The sequence below is a fragment of the Ferrimonas kyonanensis DSM 18153 genome (genome assembly GCF_000425405.1).
GTDB classification, from domain to species: Bacteria; Pseudomonadota; Gammaproteobacteria; order Enterobacterales; family Shewanellaceae; genus Ferrimonas; species Ferrimonas kyonanensis.
This window is the reverse complement of the sequence record NZ_AUDJ01000024.1, coordinates 45,835-62,136: the sequence shown is the minus strand read 5'-3', so window position 1 is coordinate 62,136 and position 16,302 is coordinate 45,835. Positions and strand designations below refer to the sequence as shown.

The window sequence follows — 16,302 nt, the reverse complement described above, 5'->3', positions numbered from 1 at the left end:
GCGGGGCTGGCAGTCACACCACAAACTCAGTCGGTTTTGCCCGGGTAATTGGCGTCCCACTGGGGCAGCACGGTTTTCTTAAACTCGGCCTTTTCGGCCCGCAGTTTCTCCATGTCCAGCCCGACCACCGCCTGGGCCTTGGCCTTGGTGGAGATGTCCGGCACCTGTACCTCGGCCATGACGCCGTTCATTGCCAGCACCCGCGCCAGCATCGCCCGGGCCTCGGCACTGCGCTCCAACGAGGTACCCAGTACCCGCATCGCTTCCGCCGGGTTGTGGGCATGCACCCCGTGTGACGCAATGGCGTAATCCCAACGCCACTGGGCATGGCGGATGGCGGTCAGCGCGTCCTTCATCTGCGCCTCGGTCGCACCGGCATCCCAGGCCGCTTTGGCCTCGAAATGGGCCTTGACCAACTGGTCTTCCGCCTGCAGCTTCAGATCATTGACCTGCTTCTTGTAACCGGCGATCACCTTCTCCAGGGTCTCTTTATCCTGGTCATGACAACGCTTACAGGTGAACTCGAACTGATCGAACGGGTTGCCGACGTTGTGATCGGTAAATTTGCGCCCGTCGGCATTGGTGACCTTGGGCATGTGGCAATCGGTACAGGAAACGTCATTGCGGCCGTGAGGCCCGTTGCGTGAAGTCTCGAAGCCGGGGTGCTGAGCCTTGAGCATGGGCGCCTTAGACAGTTTGTGGGTCCAGTCCTTAAACTGAATGGCGTCGTAATAGGCCTCCATCTGCTCCACCGAGGTGCCGTTATCCCAAGGGAACTTCACCATCACGTCGGGCTTGGTAAAGTAGTACTCCACATGGCATTGGCTGCAGACCATGGTCTGCTTGTCTGACTTGGAGGCGGTCTTCCACTCCAGTCCGGCGGTCTTCAGGGCCCGTTCGGCAAAGGGCACCGACAGCCTCAACTTAATCTTGTTGTCGTGGCAGTTGCCACAGCCGATGGCATTGGTGATCTGATCGCCGCCCTTGGCCCACTTACCGTGGAAGTATTCCTTTTCCCCCTCGGTTTCAATCAAGCGTGGCACATCCGGACTCTTGCAGGACCAACAAGCCATGGGCATCGGCCCATCCTCTTTGGTCTTGGGTGCCCCGGTACGCAGGGTATTGCGCAGGTCGGTAATGGTGTAGTGATGGCCCCGGGCCTTGTTGTAGTCCTTGGCGAAGCCATAGCCGGCCCACAACACCACCAGCCTGGGGTCTTCACCCAGCACATCCACGATCTCTTTGCTCTGCTCCGTCTGCTGCCAACTGGCATACTGATTCTTAAACTTGGCAAACTTGCTGCTGTCCGCCTCAGTGACCGCCCACGCCCCCATCGGGACACACAAGCCGACCAAAATGGCCATTCGTTTCATCCTGTTCACGATTGCGCTCCACTATTGGTTGTTTGTTTGAATCCAATTACTGCCCACTAAGAATAGATAACCTGAATTATTTCGCCTCCCCGGACGGCGGTGGCTTGTAATTCCAGCGACGAAGGCGATAGGCTTGGCGCACAGTCTCTAATTGTTGCCGCTCCATGACCCGAACCAAAAGCCTGTCGGCCACCGTGCTGTCGCTGATCGTCACCGTCATCTTTATCTTTGGTGGTCTGGCGGCGTTTTCCCTGATCACCCTGATGTACAGCGTCGATGACGCCAAGGCGATCAACGCCTCCGGCTCCCTGCGCATGCGCTCCTACCAGCTGATCTTTCTGGCCAACAGCGAAAGTGGCACCCTGGATAAGAAGATTCAGGAGTTTGAACAGATCCTCTACTCCGACGAACTGGGCAAGGCCCGCAGCTGGTACAACCCGCAAAGACTGCATCAGCAATACGATCAGGTGATGGCCAGCTGGCAACAGATGAAGCGCTATGCGGTCAACGGCAATTCCCGCTCCTACGTCAACGAGGTGCGCCAGTTTGTTGACCAGATCGATGGCTTGGTGGCGATGCTGGAGCAACAGGCGGAAAACAAGATCATGCTGCTGCTGGCCAGCCAGCTGATGGGACTGTTTACGGTAATGGGCATGGGGTTCTGGTTGATGCGGGGCATCAGCCGGCGGGTGTTGCACCCGCTGCAACAGCTGGAAAATGCCGCCCTGTCCATCAGCCGGCGCAAGTTCAATCTGGACCTGCCCAGCAGTGATTTCCATGAGCTGCAGACCCTCAGTGACACCTTTGAACAGACAGCCCGGGAACTGGAAAGCCTGTACAGCAACCTGGAACAGCAGGTGGAGGAAAAAACCCAGGAGCTGGAACAGGCCAACGCCGGTCTGCTGTTCCTGTACCAGACCTCACTGTGGTTCCACCGTGACCGCCTCGGCAGCGACACCCTGACCCAGGCCCTGGACCGGTTACGCAAGCACAGCGGCGCCCACGGCATTCAACTGATGATCGACGAACGCCCGGATCTGGACGTGGCCCTGGGTGACACCGGCCAGAACGGCCCCATCTCCACCCGCGAACCACTGATTTTCGAGCAGGAGCGCCTGGGCACCCTGTCGCTGTTCGGCCACCAGCCACTGCCGCCGCAGCTGCTGCACAACTTCACCATCATCGTTGCCCGGGCCGTATTGCTGGACCGGGCCTCACAGCAGCGCGAGCGCCTGTACCTGATGGAGGAGCGCGGCACCATTGCCCGGGAGCTGCACGATTCCATGGGCCAGGTGCTGGCCTACATGAAAATTCAGACCTCGTTGCTGAAACGCGCCATCTCCAGCGGCAATGATGAGCTGATGGAGCAAACCTTAAGCGAGATTACCTCCAGCACCAATCAGGCCTACCAGCAACTGCGAGAGCTGCTCAGTACCTTCCGCCTGACCATCTCCGAACACGATCTGCAAGCCAGCCTGGAACAGATGCTGGCGCAACTGGAGTCTCGCACCGAGTCTAAGCTGACCCTCAACTACGAGCTCAACTCACCGTCGCTGTCGGCCCAGCAGCATGTCCATATTCTGCAGTTAAGCCGTGAGGCGGTGCTGAACGCCATCAAGCACTCCGGTGCCGATACCATTACCCTGCGCGCCTGCGCCGCCCTGGATCAGCAGATTGAACTGAGCGTGTGCGACACCGGCGTCGGCATTGAGAATCTGAAGGAGAGGGAAAATCACTTCGGAATTGGTATCATGCATGAGCGCGCCCGCAAACTGGGAGGCGACTTACAGTTTATCCCCAACACAGGCGGAGGCCTGTGTGTAAAAGTGACCTTCCGACCACAAGAGGAAACCACCCATGAGTGAGACCAGGAGCGTCATGGTCGTCGATGACCACCCGCTGTTGCGCCGAGGCATCTGCCAATTATTGACTCTGGATGACCGCTTTACCCTGTTTGCCGAAGTGGGGTCCGGGGTCGACGCGTTGGCGGCCGTCAGCGACGACGAGCCCGACCTGATTCTGTTGGATCTGAACATGAAAGGCATGTCCGGCCTCGACACCCTCAAGGCCCTGCGCCAGGAGCAGGTCACCAGTCACATCGTCATTCTGACCGTCTCCGACGCCGCCGAAGACGTACGCACCCTGATTCAGTCCGGCGCCGACGGCTACCTGCTCAAGGACAGCGAGCCGGAACAGATCCTGGACCAGGTGGAGCTGGTGCTGAACGGCCAACAGGTGATTACCGAACGACTGCAGGCCTACCTGTTGTCCAGCAACGAAGAGAGCGACGGCTGGTGGCAGGAGTTGACCCCAAGGGAACAGGAGATCGCCCGCCTGATCGCCGAAGGGATGAGCAACAAGATTCTGGCCGAGAAGCTGTTCATCAGTGAAGGCACCGTCAAGGTGCACGTCAAAAACCTGCTGCGCAAAACCGATTGCCGTTCACGGGTGGAACTGGCGGTTAAAGTCCTTCAGGGCTGACGACGGCGGCCGGTGCCGAGAAAGGTGTGCCAGCTGCTCAGCAGTTGGCACAGGTCTTCCAGGCCACAGCAGGCCGCGCTTTCGGCATCGTAATACTCGATGTCCGGCTCCAGGTCGTGATCCTGCTCCATGCCCAGGGCGGTGGCCTTCAGATCCACCTCCCCCTGCTCCAGCACCAGTGCCCACTCCCCCAGCAACAGCTGTCGCACTTCAAACGGGTCGCTGAGCGGCGCCTGCAGTTGTTGCAGTAACTGCTCCACCGCTTCGGGCCGATTCAGTTCCTCGGTCAACAGCCGGCCGAAGGCTTCGTGTCCCATGGACATCTGAGCAAGACGCTCACCGGTCAATCCGGATTTGAACTCGTATTCCATATCAGGGTCTTAAAAATAGATTGAATTCGAAAGTGTAACCTACAGTGGCCCATAAGGCTGTCCACTGGCTGAACGCTTGGACATGAAACCGACACCACATTCCACTATCATAGTTAGCCAAATTGAATTGAGCAGTATCCCATGTCCGATTTAGAACACCGCATTAGCGAGCTGGAGTCCAAACTGGCCTTCCAGGAGATGACCATCGACAGCTTGAACCAGACCGTGGTTGATCTCAGCCAGCAACTGGAACGGCAGCAGCGACAGCTCAAACAGCTGGCGGAAAAACTGCTGAACGCCGGCCATAGCCAGATTGCGTCGGCGTCGGAAGAGACCCCACCACCCCATTATTGATGATGACAGACGCCACCACGCCACCCCCTCTGACCATCGCCCTGCTGGGCGAGGCGGTGCTGCGCCAGCCGGTTCGTCAGCTGAGTCTCCCCAGCGACGAGGCCAGATCCCTCAGTGAGCGTATGCTGCAACTGATGCTGAGCCGCAGCGGCGTCGGCATCGCCGCCCCCCAGGTACACCACAGCCTGGCCCTGATGATCATCGCCTCCCGACCCAATGTCCGTTATCCCCAGGCTCCAGTGATGGCGCCACTGGTGATGGTCAATCCCAGGTTGCTGAACCAGGCCCAGGCCTGCAACCAGGATTGGGAGGGGTGCCTGTCGGTGCCCGGCATCCGCGGCCTGGTCAGTCGTCCCGATTGGGTTGAGGTGGCCTACCAGGATCTCGACGGCGGCCTGCATCAACGCCGACTGGAAGGGTTCGTGGCGCGCATCTTCTGCCATGAGTACGACCACCTGCAGGGACTGACTTTCCTGGATCGGGTCGACAACAACCGCAACCTGATGGCCACCGAGGTGCTGGCCAGACAGATGGAGCAGCCTTAATGCGATCCCTTATTTTGCTGCTGATGACCCCACTGCTGCTGGCCGGTTGCGCCTCTCGCGGCCTGCTGGAGTCCTACCCTCATCAACTGGATGAGGTCAAAACCCAGCTCAGCCGTGACAACGGTCAGCCACTGGTGCCCCTGCAAAACGGCCTCGACAGCCAGGATGGGCTGCTGTACGCCCAAGAGGCGGGACGGGTGGCCCTGCTGCAGGGCGATTTTGACCAGAGCCGCGGCTATTTCGAACAAGCGATGGCACAGTACGACCAGCGGGACTGGAAAGCCATGGTCAGCCTCACCGATCTGAGCGCCCAGGCCGCGGCCAGCACGGTGTCCGATCAGCTGATCCCCTACCGTGGCCAGGCCTACGAACGGATCATGGTGCACCAGTACCAGGCGCTCAACTACCTGTTCAGCGGCGATCTTAGCGGCGCCACCGTCGAAGCCCGCCGCGCCGACCAGGCCCAGACTCTGGCGCTGCAGGCGTACCGCAACCGCGACGAGGTCAAAACCCTCAACAACGCCAGCATCAACGCCGAATTGTCCCGGCTCGACAGCCAGGGAGGCACCGCCCTCAACTCCTTCCTCAACAGCTACACCCTGTATCAGAATGCGGTGCTGTTTGAGGCTCAGGGCGAAGCCAACGACGCCCTGATCGACATTCGCAAGGCGCTGCAGGCCTACCCGGACAACCAACTGCTGGGAGGCGAGTACGTCCGCCTCTCCTGTCAGTTGCAGATCGATTGTGACGGCGCCCGCAAACGTTTCGGCCAAGCCCCGGCCACCAAGGCGGGCCAGGGCCGGGTAGTGGTACTGGTGGAAACCGGCTTCGTGGCCGCCAAGCAGGCGATCACCATCCCCTTTACCATCGATGGCTATTATCAGCAGGTCTCCATGCCCACCTACCGCAGTCAGCGCCCCATCACCCAACCGGTGACCGTGCGCCTCAGCGGCGATCATCAATACCAGGGCCAGGCGGAAGTCATTGGCAACATGGACCATCTGGCGGTGCGGGCCCTGCAGGAGCAGTACCCGGGCATCCTGGTGCGCCAGGCACTGAGGGTGGCCGCCAAAGCCGGCACCAACCAGTGGGCCGAGAAAAAAGGCGGTGACGTCGGCGCTATCGCCATGCAACTGTTTAACGCCCTGACGGAGCAGGCCGACCGGCGCAGCTGGTTAACCTTGCCCCATCAGGCGTGGATGTGGCCCCATCAGGTCACCCCGGGTCAGTACCAACTGACCATCAACGGCAGCCCGCAGCCGATAGAGGTACAAGCGGGCAAAACCACCCTGATCTGGGCCGTACAGACCGGACCCCGTTACCGGATCCATTCCGTAATTTTGTAAGAAGGAAACCGAAGATGAAAAGCTTGAAATTCGTAGTGGCCGTGGCGGCCATCGCCCTACTCGGCGGCTGTCAGTCAAAGGTGGAGTACCGGGACGCAACGGAAACTGAAACCGTCACCGTCGACTTCGGCTCCTCCGATCTGCAGTCGGTGGCTGCCAAGATGGTGGACTCGATGCTGACCACCCCCTCGGTGATGGTGCTGACCGCCAATGATCGTCCCATCGTGTTTGTGGACAAGATCAAGAACAAGACCTCGGAGCACATCGACACCGAGTCCATCACCGACACCATCAGCACCCGTCTGCTGCGCAGCGGTCAGTTCCGCTTCGTCGACATGACCAAGGTCGAGACCGTGCGCAAACAGCTGGACTTCCAGAACAACGGTGGCCTGGTCAACCCCTCCACCGCCATTCAGTTTGGTCGCCAGATCGGTGCCCAGTACATGCTGTACGGCAACCTGTCCAGCATCGTTAAGCAGGACGGTTCCACCAAGGATGTGTACTACAAGATGACCATGCGACTGATGGATCTGGAAACCGGCCTGATCGAATGGGCCGACGAGAAAGAGATTCGTAAGCAGAAAAATCGCTCGTTCCTGGGACTCTAATCGGGCTGGAACACCCCGATAACCTGACCGGTACCCGCCTGCTTCTGGGCGGGTGCCTCGGCCTGACGCTGCTGATGGCCGCACTCAACGCACTCCATCACCTCCACGTTCTGCTCGAGGTATAACATGATGCTGTCCATGGCATGACATTGTGGACAGGTGGCACCGGCAATAAACCGCTTCTTCCGGTTGGATCCCATTGTCTGACTCCCATGCGTCGGCAGCGACCCTTGTGGTACACTGCGACCAATTCACTGTTAATGTCCGATCCCCATGATAACGCTAAATCAGGTGCAACTCATCCGCGGCGCCAAACGCCTGCTGGATAACGCCTCACTGACCATCTACCCCGGTCACAAAGTCGCCCTGGTCGGCGCCAACGGCTGCGGTAAAACCAGCCTGATGGCGATGCTGACCGGACAGGTGCAACCCGACGCCGGCGACCTGTATCAGCCCAAGGGCTGGCGCCTGGCCACCGTCGACCAGGAAACCCCGGCACTGGCCACCACTGCGCTGGACTATGTCCTCGACGGCGATCGCCACTACCGCCAGCTGGAGCAGGATCTGGTCAGTGCCCAGGACAGCGGCGACGGCCGGGCCATTGCCGCCAGCCACGATGCCTTCGAGGCCTATCATGGCTACCAGGTTCCGGCCCGGGCGGCGGAGCTGCTGGATGGCCTGGGCTTCGATCAACAGGCCCAGGGCAAACCGGTGAAAGCCTTTTCCGGCGGTTGGCGGATGCGCCTGAACCTGGCCCGAGCCCTGCTGATCCCTTCGGATCTGCTGCTGTTGGACGAGCCCACCAACCACTTGGATCTGGATACCCTGATCTGGCTGGAAACCTGGTTAAAGCGTTATCAGGGCACCCTGGTGCTGATCAGCCACGACCGCGACTTCCTCGACCAGGTGGCCGGCGAAGTGGTGCACATCGAACACCAGAAACTGAATCACTACAAGGGCAACTACAGCCAGTTTGAACGCCAACGGGCCGAGCAACTGGCGCAGCAGCAAGCCCAGTACGACAAGCAGCAGCGGCAGAAAGCCCACATGCAGGCGTTTGTGGATCGCTTCCGCTACAAGGCCAGCAAGGCCCGCCAGGCCCAGAGCCGGCTCAAGGCACTGGAGAAGCTGACCGAACTGGCACCGCTGCACGCCCAAAGCCAATTCCACATCGAGTTTCGAGAGCCACAAGCCCTGCCCAATCCGCTGATTCAGATGGATAAGGTCCAAGGGGGATACGGTCAAACCACGGTACTGGAGCAGATCAAACTGAACCTGGTGCCGGGCAGCCGCATCGGCCTGCTGGGCCGCAACGGCGCCGGTAAGTCGACCCTGATCAAGCTGCTGGCCGGCGAACTGACGCCCATGAGTGGCGAGCTGTCGCCGAACCCGGCGCTGAAGATTGGCTACTTCGCCCAGCATCAGCTGGAAACCCTGCACCCTCAGCAGACGCCATTGCAGCATCTGGCCCTGCTGGCGCCGGACGCCACCGAGCAGCAACTGCGCGACTACCTCGGCGGCTTTGGCTTCAGTGGCGACAAGGCCCTGGAGGTGGTGGCACCGTTCTCCGGTGGCGAGAAAGCCCGGCTGGTACTGGCACTGGTGATTTGGCAACGGCCCAACCTGCTGCTGCTGGATGAACCCACCAACCACCTGGATTTGGAACTGCGGGAAGCGCTGACCCTGGCACTGCAACAATTTGAAGGGGCGATGGTGGTGGTGTCCCACGACCGCCACCTGCTGCGCGCCACCTGCAGCGAGTTCTACCTGGTGGATCAGCGCCGGGTCACCGACTTCGACGGCGATCTGGAGGACTACCACAGCTGGCTGATTCAGCAGGCCCGCAGCATCGATGACAGTGACAACGGCCCCTCCCAGTCAGAACAGCGCAAGAATCGCAAGCGTCAGGAAGCAGAGCTTCGGCAAAAACTGTCACCGCTCAAAAAAATCGAAACTGCCATCGATAAACGCATGACAAAGGCGCAAACTCGACTGACTGAGATTGAAGAGTCCCTGGCCGACAGTCGCCTTTACAGCGATGAGCACAAGAAAGCGCTCAACGAGCTTTTACAAGAGCGCGGCGAACTGCAGTCCTCACTCGAACAACAGGAGATGGAATGGCTGGACATCCAGGAACAGATGGAAGCCATTCGGGACGCCGCAAAGGAGCACCAATAGATGATTAGCCATGAAAGCCTGTGGCAATTTGGCGACAAGGTCTGGCAACAACCCCAGGCCCGTCAGCTGTGCCTGCTGATGCAGGACGAGTACCAGATCGACCCCAACCTGCTGCTGCTGGCCATCCTGATGGAACACGAACAGATGTTTCTCGACGGTGCCAAGTTCACCACCCTGCGCAAGGCCAAAGACGAATGGGAAGAGCGCATGGTCGGCCCCTACCGGCAACTGCGCAAGCTGGCCAAGTCCAGCCTGCCCGAGGACAGCTACCGCCAGATGCTGGAAGTGGAATTGGTGATGGAAAAACGCAGCCAACGACTGATGGTCAAAGCGCTGCAACACCTGAACGTCGACCCCGAAGGCGATAACCTCAGCGCCTGTTTGCAAGCCCACGGCCTCAACAACGGCGACCTGCCGTCTGAATTGTTGGGGCAATTGTCGGAGCTGTTCGATCTGGCCAGCCAGTTGTTTCACCAGCCCCAGCTAGCCGCCGTACGCTAGCCTGCCATCAGCCGGCCCCGGCCGGCTGAAATTCTGTCGCCAATCCGCTACTCTAACGAATTCGAACACTCAGGATTCGACCACACGGATGACTTCCCGATTTCAACCCAGCCGCTGGTGGCGCAACCCCCATCTGCAGACCATCTGGCCGCTGCTGACCAAGCCTCAATCGTTGCCGCTGCGGCGACACACCCTGGCGCTGGACGACGGCGACTTTGTCCACCTGGACTGGATGGGCCAACCGCAACCGCTGGCCCCGATCACGGTGATCTTGCACGGCCTGGAAGGCGACAGAGACTCCCATTACGTGCGGCGGATGCTGCACAGCCTGGCTCAACAAGACCAGGTCGGTGTGGTGGTGCACCAGCGCAGCTGCAGCGGGGTCATGAATGCCCTGCCCCGTACCTACCACAGCGGTGAAACCGGCGATCTGGCCCAGGTGCTGACCCACCTGACGCAGCGCTACCCCGGTCACCCGCTGCGGGCGGTAGGCTACTCGTTGGGGGCCAATGTGCTGTGCAAGTACCTGGGTGAAACCGGCGACGCCAGCCTGCTGGAGCGCGGCGTGGCGGTGTCTCCGCCGCTGGATCTGGCCGCCTGTGCCAGCCGCATGGAACGGGGCTTTTCCCGGGTCTATCAGCACTACCTGCTGAAAAAGCTGCGCCACAAGATTCACCAGAAACTGGCGGGCCCCCATGGCCCACAGATTCCGGTGACGGCCAGCCAGTGCCAGCAGCTGGTGACATTCTACCAGTTTGATCATCAGGTCACCGCTCCGCTGCATGGCTTCGCCAGCGCCGACGATTACTATCGCCGCGCCAGTGGCAAGCAGTTCCTGAGCACGGTGCAACGGCCGCTGTTGCTGCTGCACGCCGCCGACGATCCCTTTATGACCGAGGCGGTGATCCCGGCCGCCCACGAGTTGTCTGAATCCGTGACCCTAGAGTTGTGCCCTCGGGGCGGTCATGTGGGCTTCATCAGCCATGGGCCACCGTGGCGACCCCAGTTCTATCTGGAGCCGAGAATTCAGAGTTTCCTGAACCCAGCCTAGGAAAAACCGTCATTGCCGAAAAACCCCTCCTACACTGGATCAGAGGCAGTATGCAGGGGGAAGGCAGAATGAAACCAATAAAAATCAGTCTATTAATCGCATTTATTCCTGGCCTGGTGCAGGCGGTTAACTGGAGCGATGGCCCACTGATGGTGCGCTCCCAGGCCCCGGTAAAGTCGCTGGTACTGAGCCCGATGTTCCGGCCCGCCTACTACCAACCCGGCGGCCCCCAGGTTGACGCCGCCTTCTACGCCGCCAGCATCTACGCCATCGATACCGACTACGTCATGGACTACTACACCATCGAGTACCGGCTGGGGATGCTGTGGAGCCCGTCGCAGCGGTGGCAATTTGGCTGGTCCATCGCCAGTCGCACCACCAACGACGCCCATCTCGATCAACTGACCCTGAGTTTCCATAAGCTGTTCGGCATCGATCAGAACGGCCGCGACCAGGTGCCGAAGCACCGCAGCTACCTGAGTATTCCCAAGGCCGACTTCGAGGTGGCGGACTTTAGCGGCGAGTCCATCGGCCGCCAGTATGAGCTCTCCATCGGCCGCTCCCTGTACAACCGCCATCGCCATAACCTCTCCACCACCGTGGTGCTGGCTTACGAAGACGACGACAACCCCAGGAGTGGCGGCGGCTGGGATGGCAGCGTGCAGCTGGACTACCAGTACGCCTGGGGCGACAGCGTGGCCTACCTGATGGGGGCCATGGCCTACACCGACGGCGATACCCTGTTCGGCTTCGAACTGGAAACCAGCAGCTGGCACTGGGGGCTGGGGTTCCGCCATCAACTGGCGCCGAGGCACCAGCTGTTGCTGGAATACAACGCCGCCGACGGCATCCTGCATAATCTGGGGCAATTTAAGAGCTCGGTGCATGAGATCAACGCCGGCTACCGTTACCACTATCGCCAACTGGCGCTGGAAGGGGTTATCATTGAAAACTTCAAATACCCGGACAACAGCGCCGACGTGGCGCTGGTCGCCAAACTACGGTACCAATTCTGACCATGCTGATCCCCTATGACGATCTGAAATCCGCCCTGTCTCCGGAAGCCTTCGCCAACCTGATCAAGGAGTACCTGTTGCAGCAGATTGGCGATCAGGGCTTTGACCAACTGGATGGCGACAGCGTCAGCCAAGCCCTGCCCCGCATCGAGGCGGCCCTGAAGCGGGGTGAGTTGGTGGTGGAATTCAGCGAGGAGGAGGAGTCGGTGGCCATCCGTTCCGCCGAGTCTCTGGCCGGGCAGGACTGACACGAGAAACCGTCATCAATTCATGAGCATCGCCATTGACCCGCGGTCTGTAACACTTGACCTGATGGCGGTAACCCTTTTATAACAGAGGGCCAACAGCAGGGAAGGGCAAGGACATGTCAGCCAAACACCCCATCATCGCGGTTACCGGCAGCTCCGGTGCCGGCACCACCACCACCACTAAGGCCTTTAAGCACATCTTTCGACAGCTGGGCATCGAAGCGGCATTGGTGGAAGGGGACAGCTTTCACCGCTATACCCGTGCCGAAATGGAACTGGCGATTCGAAAAGCCCGCGAGGAGAACCACTCCATCAGCTACTTCGGCCCGGAAGCCAACGACTTCCCGGCATTGGCGTCGCTGTTTGACAGCTACGGCAGCAGTGGTGAGGGCCAGGTGCGCCGCTACCTGCACACCTTCGATGAAGCGGTGCCTTTCAACCAGATGCCCGGCACCTTTACCCCGTTCCAGCCGTTGCCGGAAAACACCGACCTACTGTATTACGAAGGCCTGCACGGCGGCGTGGTTACCGACGACGCCAATGTCGCCGAGAAGGTCGACCTGCTGATCGGCATGGTGCCCATCGTCAACCTGGAGTGGATTCAGAAGATCATCCGCGATACCGGCGATCGGGGCCACAGCCGCGAAAAAGTGATGGGCAGCATCGTCCGCTCCATGGACGATTACGTCAACCACATGACACCGCAGTTCTCCCGCACCCACATCAACTTTCAGCGGGTACCCACGGTAGACACCTCCAACCCGTTCAGCGCCAAAGACATTCCCAGCGATGATGAGAGCTTCGTGGTGATCCGCTTTCGAGGGGTAAAGGACGTCGACTTCAGCTATTATCTACAGATGATTCAAGGCAGCTTTATGTCCAGAATCAATACGCTAGTGGTTCCAGGCGGCAAAATGGGCCTGGCCATGGAGCTGATTTTGACTCCGGTGATAAAAAAATTGATTCAACAACGAAAACAAACCCTGATCACCGAACAATTTGAATTGGGGACCGGCAACAGCGAACAATAGCCAGAAATGACTCAAACTGACAAAATCTCCGTAGTGGAGTAATGGTGTTTGACCAAAAATGGCCATCTGGAGGCACACAATTAACCTGAAGTGAGCATTTTTTTTATTTAATATAAAAAACTTCGATCAAGGTCATAGTGCTTTGGACTAGACCTAATTAACATTTGAACCTAGAATTCTGAGTTGTTTATCTTTTCCTTACCAAACTGAGGGACAACACTTATGGCGCTTATCGGCAAGCCAAAACCGGATCCTACTCTAGAGTGGTTCCTCTCTCACTGTCACATTCATAAGTACCCAGCGAAGAGCACGCTCATCCACGCTGGCGAAGAGTCTGACACCCTGTACTACATCGTAAAGGGTTCAGTGGCTGTACTGATCAAAGATGAAGAGGGCAAGGAGATGATCCTGTCCTACCTGAACCAGGGTGACTTCATCGGTGAGCTGGGACTGTTCGAAGAGCAGCCCGAACGTACCGCTTGGGTTCGCGCTAAGTCTCCGTGCGAAATCGCAGAGATCTCCTACAAGAAATTCCGTCAGCTGATTCAGGTTAACCCTGACATCCTGATGAAGTTGTCTGCTCAAATGGCCAACCGCCTGCAGAACACTTCTCAGAAAGTCGGTGATCTGGCCTTCCTCGACGTTGCCGGCCGTATTGCCCAGACTCTGCTGAGCCTGGCAAAACAGCCTGATGCCATGACCCACCCTGATGGCATGCAGATTAAGATTACCCGTCAGGAGATCGGCCAGATTGTTGGTTGTTCTCGTGAAACCGTTGGTCGTATCCTGAAGATGCTCGAAGAGCAGAACCTGATTCAGGCCCACGGTAAGACCATTGTTGTGTACGGTACCCGCTAAGGAACACCGCCCTGACAATGGCATAAAAAAAACCTCGCCTTGGCGAGGTTTTTTTCTGTCCGGCAAACGGCGATCAACCGGCGTTGGTGGACTCGAAGATCTTGTCCGCCGAGGCCGCCACGAAGCCGCTGTACAGCGCACCGTCCGCCATGGGGTAGCGCAGGGCAAACTCATAGAAGCAGGCCGGAATCTCCAGCGCCCCATCGTTAAACGCCACCGCCACCTTATCGGCCATGGTGGAGGATTGCTCCAGCAACACCTCGGCACTGCCTTTGATTTCCCCCCCGGCGCTGTTGAGTACAAATCCTGCCCCCTTGAGGGCCTCATTGACGGCCTCCAGGGTGTCAAAGCCACTGAGGTCATTGACACTGACCGTGAAGTGGTTGGCTCTGAAACCAAAGGCCGACAACCAGGCGGCGTACTCGCTCTCCGCCAGCAGGCTGCGATACTGCTCCTGGGTCACCTGCCAGGGCGCGCCCCCGTACAGGTGCGCCACCTCGTCGGTGTAGCCCGGTGGCAGTTGCGCCACCAGTTTGGCCACGGTGGCCTGCAGCGCTTCGCTGCATTGCTCCAGCATCAGCTCGGAGATAAACACCTTTGGTTGACTGGCATCCGGATGCTCGTAATGACGGGCATACAGCTTCTTGGCTTCGAAGTGATACTCACCCTTGGCCTCGTAGCCCAACGCCAGGAAGTGCTGAGCCAATTTGTCGATGCCCAGCCCCGGTGCCCGGAAGGTACGGAAAGCCACGTGGTCATTGATGATCGCCTCACCCTTGCCCAGCAACCGATGAATGGCATCGGCACTGGGGCACTGATGCAGGTAGTCCTGCCACATGTGGTTAAACAAGGTATTGATGTCCATATCGCAAACGCTCCTTAAAGATCCAGACCCGGAGCCAGCGTTGCTGGCAGAGTGACTTTGTCCGCTTCCACCGACGCCACCGGATAGGCACAGTAGTCGGCGGCGTAATAGGCGCTGGCCCGGTGGTTGCCACTGGCTCCAATGCCTCCAAACGGCGCCGAACCGGCGGCCCCGGTGATCTGGCGGTTCCAGTTAACGATACCGGCACGGCTGCGCGCCAGGAAATAGTCCCACTCACAGCGATCATCGGACAGCAGTCCCGCCGACAAACCGTAACGGGTCCGGTTGGCCAGCTCGATGGCCTCATCGAACTCGTCGTAGCGAATCACCTGCAGCAGCGGGCCGAAGTACTCTTCGTCCGGCAACTCGGCAATGGCGGTCACATCGATGATACCCGGGTTAACCAGGCCGGTGCCGGGCACCAGTGGCGCCAGTTCGATCAGCGACTGACCACCCAGTTGCTGCAGACGCTGCTGCGCCTCCACCATCCCGGCGGCCGCCTGGGCGGAGATCATCGACCCCATGAACGGCTGAGGCTCGGCGTTGTACTCACCGACGCGAATCTTGGCCGTGGCCGCCACCAGCATCTCGAGGATCGCCTCCCCTTGTGCGGTCCGCGGCAGGTACAGGCGACGGGCACAGGTGCAGCGCTGACCGGAGGAGATAAAGGCCGACTGAATGATGTCGTGCACCGCCGCCTTGACGTCGGCCACCTGGCGGACGATAAGCGGGTTGTTACCGCCCATCTCCAGCGCCAGAATCTTGCCCGGTTCGCCACCAAACTGTTGGTGCAACAGGTGACCGGTGCGGGAGGAGCCGGTAAAGAACAGGCCGTCGATGTCGATGTCGGACGCCAGCGCCTTGCCGGTTTCCAGCTCACCCTGTACCAGGTTGATGACACCGTCGGGCAGGCCGGCCTGCTGCCACAGAGTCAGCATCAATTGCGCCACTTTCGGCGTCTGCTCCGACGGCTTCAGCACCACGGCATTACCGGCAATCAGTGCCGGCACGATGTGACCATTGGGCAGGTGGCCGGGGAAGTTGTACGGGCCAAATACCGCCACCACCCCATGGGGTTTATGGCGCAGCACCGCACGCCCGGCCGGGGTTTCCCCCTCCTTGCTGCCGGTACGCTCGTGGTAGGCGGTAATCGACAGGCCAATTTTGCCGATCATCGCCGCCGCTTCGGTGCGGGTCTCCCACAGTGGCTTGCCGGTCTCCTCGGCGATGGTCACTGCCATCTGTTCCTTGTTCTGCTCCAGCTGTCCCTTGTAGGCTTCAATCACCTGCAGGCGGGCGTCGATGCCCTGACTGAACCAGGCAAACTGGGCCGCTCGTGCCGCCCGAATCGCGTCGCTGACCTGAGCCGCAGTGGCGCTGTGGCCACGCCAGATCACCTCGGCGGTGGCCGGGTTAAGAGACTGCATCTCATGACCCTGTCCCTCGACCCACTGGCCATTAATAAAAAGACTCATC

Annotated in this window: 18 protein-coding genes; 13 read left to right on the top strand and 5 right to left on the bottom strand. The window is 59.6% G+C overall.

Features of this window, described 5'->3' with window-relative positions; translation table 11 throughout:
• Positions 1 to 26: 26 nt before the first annotated feature.
• Positions 27 to 1,334: an ammonia-forming cytochrome c nitrite reductase gene (gene nrfA, locus H598_RS0109605; RefSeq protein ID WP_245595585.1), complete on the bottom strand. Its 1,308-nt coding sequence runs from the start codon at positions 1,332 to 1,334 to the stop codon at positions 27 to 29.
• 203 nt (positions 1,335 to 1,537) lie between these two features.
• Here nrfA and narQ point away from each other — a divergent pair, with 203 nt between their 5' ends.
• Positions 1,538 to 3,238, top strand: a complete 1,701-nt coding sequence (gene narQ / locus H598_RS0109600) for a nitrate/nitrite two-component system sensor histidine kinase NarQ (RefSeq protein ID WP_028112836.1) — start codon at positions 1,538 to 1,540, stop codon at positions 3,236 to 3,238.
• Complete coding sequence (locus H598_RS0109595; RefSeq protein WP_028112835.1) at positions 3,231 to 3,854, top strand: response regulator; 624 nt, start codon at positions 3,231 to 3,233, stop codon at positions 3,852 to 3,854. Before narQ ends, H598_RS0109595 begins: the two co-directional genes overlap by 8 nt.
• Here H598_RS0109595 and H598_RS0109590 read toward each other — a convergent pair.
• Positions 3,845 to 4,225, bottom strand: a complete 381-nt coding sequence (locus H598_RS0109590) for a YacL family protein (RefSeq protein ID WP_028112834.1) — start codon at positions 4,223 to 4,225, stop codon at positions 3,845 to 3,847. The two genes, H598_RS0109595 and H598_RS0109590, sit on opposite strands and share 10 nt — an antisense overlap.
• Positions 4,226 to 4,366: 141 nt before the next feature.
• On the opposite strand from H598_RS0109590, the gene H598_RS0109585 reads away from it, so the two are divergent.
• Genes H598_RS0109585 through lpoB form a run of 4 tightly spaced genes read left to right on the top strand, consistent with a single transcriptional unit; the run spans position 4,367 to position 7,078 of the window.
• On the top strand, positions 4,367 to 4,579 hold the full coding sequence (locus H598_RS0109585) for a SlyX family protein (RefSeq protein ID WP_028112833.1): 213 nt from the start codon (positions 4,367 to 4,369) through the stop codon (positions 4,577 to 4,579).
• Positions 4,579 to 5,124: a peptide deformylase gene (gene def, locus H598_RS0109580; RefSeq protein ID WP_245595582.1), complete on the top strand. Its 546-nt coding sequence runs from the start codon at positions 4,579 to 4,581 to the stop codon at positions 5,122 to 5,124. Before H598_RS0109585 ends, def begins: the two co-directional genes overlap by 1 nt.
• Positions 5,124 to 6,470 carry a COG3014 family protein gene (locus H598_RS0109575; protein ID WP_028112831.1) on the top strand — a complete coding sequence of 449 codons (1,347 nt, stop codon included), beginning with the start codon at positions 5,124 to 5,126 and terminating at the stop codon, positions 6,468 to 6,470. Before def ends, H598_RS0109575 begins: the two co-directional genes overlap by 1 nt.
• 14 nt (positions 6,471 to 6,484) lie before the next feature.
• On the top strand, positions 6,485 to 7,078 hold the full coding sequence (gene lpoB / locus H598_RS0109570) for a penicillin-binding protein activator LpoB (RefSeq protein ID WP_028112830.1): 594 nt from the start codon (positions 6,485 to 6,487) through the stop codon (positions 7,076 to 7,078).
• Here the strand turns inward: lpoB and H598_RS0109565 are convergent.
• Positions 7,075 to 7,278, bottom strand: a complete 204-nt coding sequence (locus H598_RS0109565; protein WP_028112829.1) for a YheV family putative zinc ribbon protein — start codon at positions 7,276 to 7,278, stop codon at positions 7,075 to 7,077. The two genes, lpoB and H598_RS0109565, sit on opposite strands and share 4 nt — an antisense overlap.
• 73 nt (positions 7,279 to 7,351) lie before the next feature.
• On the opposite strand from H598_RS0109565, the gene H598_RS0109560 reads away from it, so the two are divergent.
• The 7 genes from H598_RS0109560 (at position 7,352) to crp (ending at position 13,961) form a co-directional block, all read left to right on the top strand.
• Entirely contained in the window at positions 7,352 to 9,256 is a 1,905-nt protein-coding gene (locus H598_RS0109560; RefSeq protein ID WP_028112828.1) for an ATP-binding cassette domain-containing protein, read from the top strand.
• Entirely contained in the window at positions 9,257 to 9,757 is a 501-nt protein-coding gene (locus H598_RS23900) for a TIGR02444 family protein (RefSeq protein WP_051252631.1), read from the top strand.
• A gap of 88 nt (positions 9,758 to 9,845) precedes the next feature.
• Entirely contained in the window at positions 9,846 to 10,808 is a 963-nt protein-coding gene (locus H598_RS0109550; protein ID WP_028112827.1) for a hydrolase, read from the top strand.
• A 68-nt stretch (positions 10,809 to 10,876) separates the two neighbouring features.
• A complete protein-coding gene (locus H598_RS0109545; protein WP_028112826.1) occupies positions 10,877 to 11,824 on the top strand; it encodes a DUF3187 family protein in 948 nt (315 codons plus the stop codon).
• A 2-nt stretch (positions 11,825 to 11,826) separates the two neighbouring features.
• Positions 11,827 to 12,072 (top strand): YheU family protein, encoded by a 246-nt coding sequence (locus H598_RS0109540; protein WP_028112825.1) that lies wholly within the window; start codon positions 11,827 to 11,829, stop codon positions 12,070 to 12,072.
• 116 nt (positions 12,073 to 12,188) lie between these two features.
• Positions 12,189 to 13,103 (top strand): phosphoribulokinase, encoded by a 915-nt coding sequence (locus H598_RS0109535; protein WP_028112824.1) that lies wholly within the window; start codon positions 12,189 to 12,191, stop codon positions 13,101 to 13,103.
• Between the two features lie 222 nt (positions 13,104 to 13,325).
• Positions 13,326 to 13,961: a cAMP-activated global transcriptional regulator CRP gene (crp, locus tag H598_RS0109530; protein ID WP_028112823.1), complete on the top strand. Its 636-nt coding sequence runs from the start codon at positions 13,326 to 13,328 to the stop codon at positions 13,959 to 13,961.
• 73 nt (positions 13,962 to 14,034) lie between these two features.
• Here crp and H598_RS0109525 read toward each other — a convergent pair whose 3' ends face one another.
• A complete protein-coding gene (locus H598_RS0109525) occupies positions 14,035 to 14,826 on the bottom strand; it encodes a DUF1338 domain-containing protein (protein WP_028112822.1) in 792 nt (263 codons plus the stop codon).
• A gap of 14 nt (positions 14,827 to 14,840) precedes the next feature.
• Positions 14,841 to 16,301, bottom strand: a complete 1,461-nt coding sequence (astD, locus tag H598_RS0109520; protein ID WP_028112821.1) for a succinylglutamate-semialdehyde dehydrogenase — start codon at positions 16,299 to 16,301, stop codon at positions 14,841 to 14,843.
• Position 16,302: the final 1 nt, after the last annotated feature.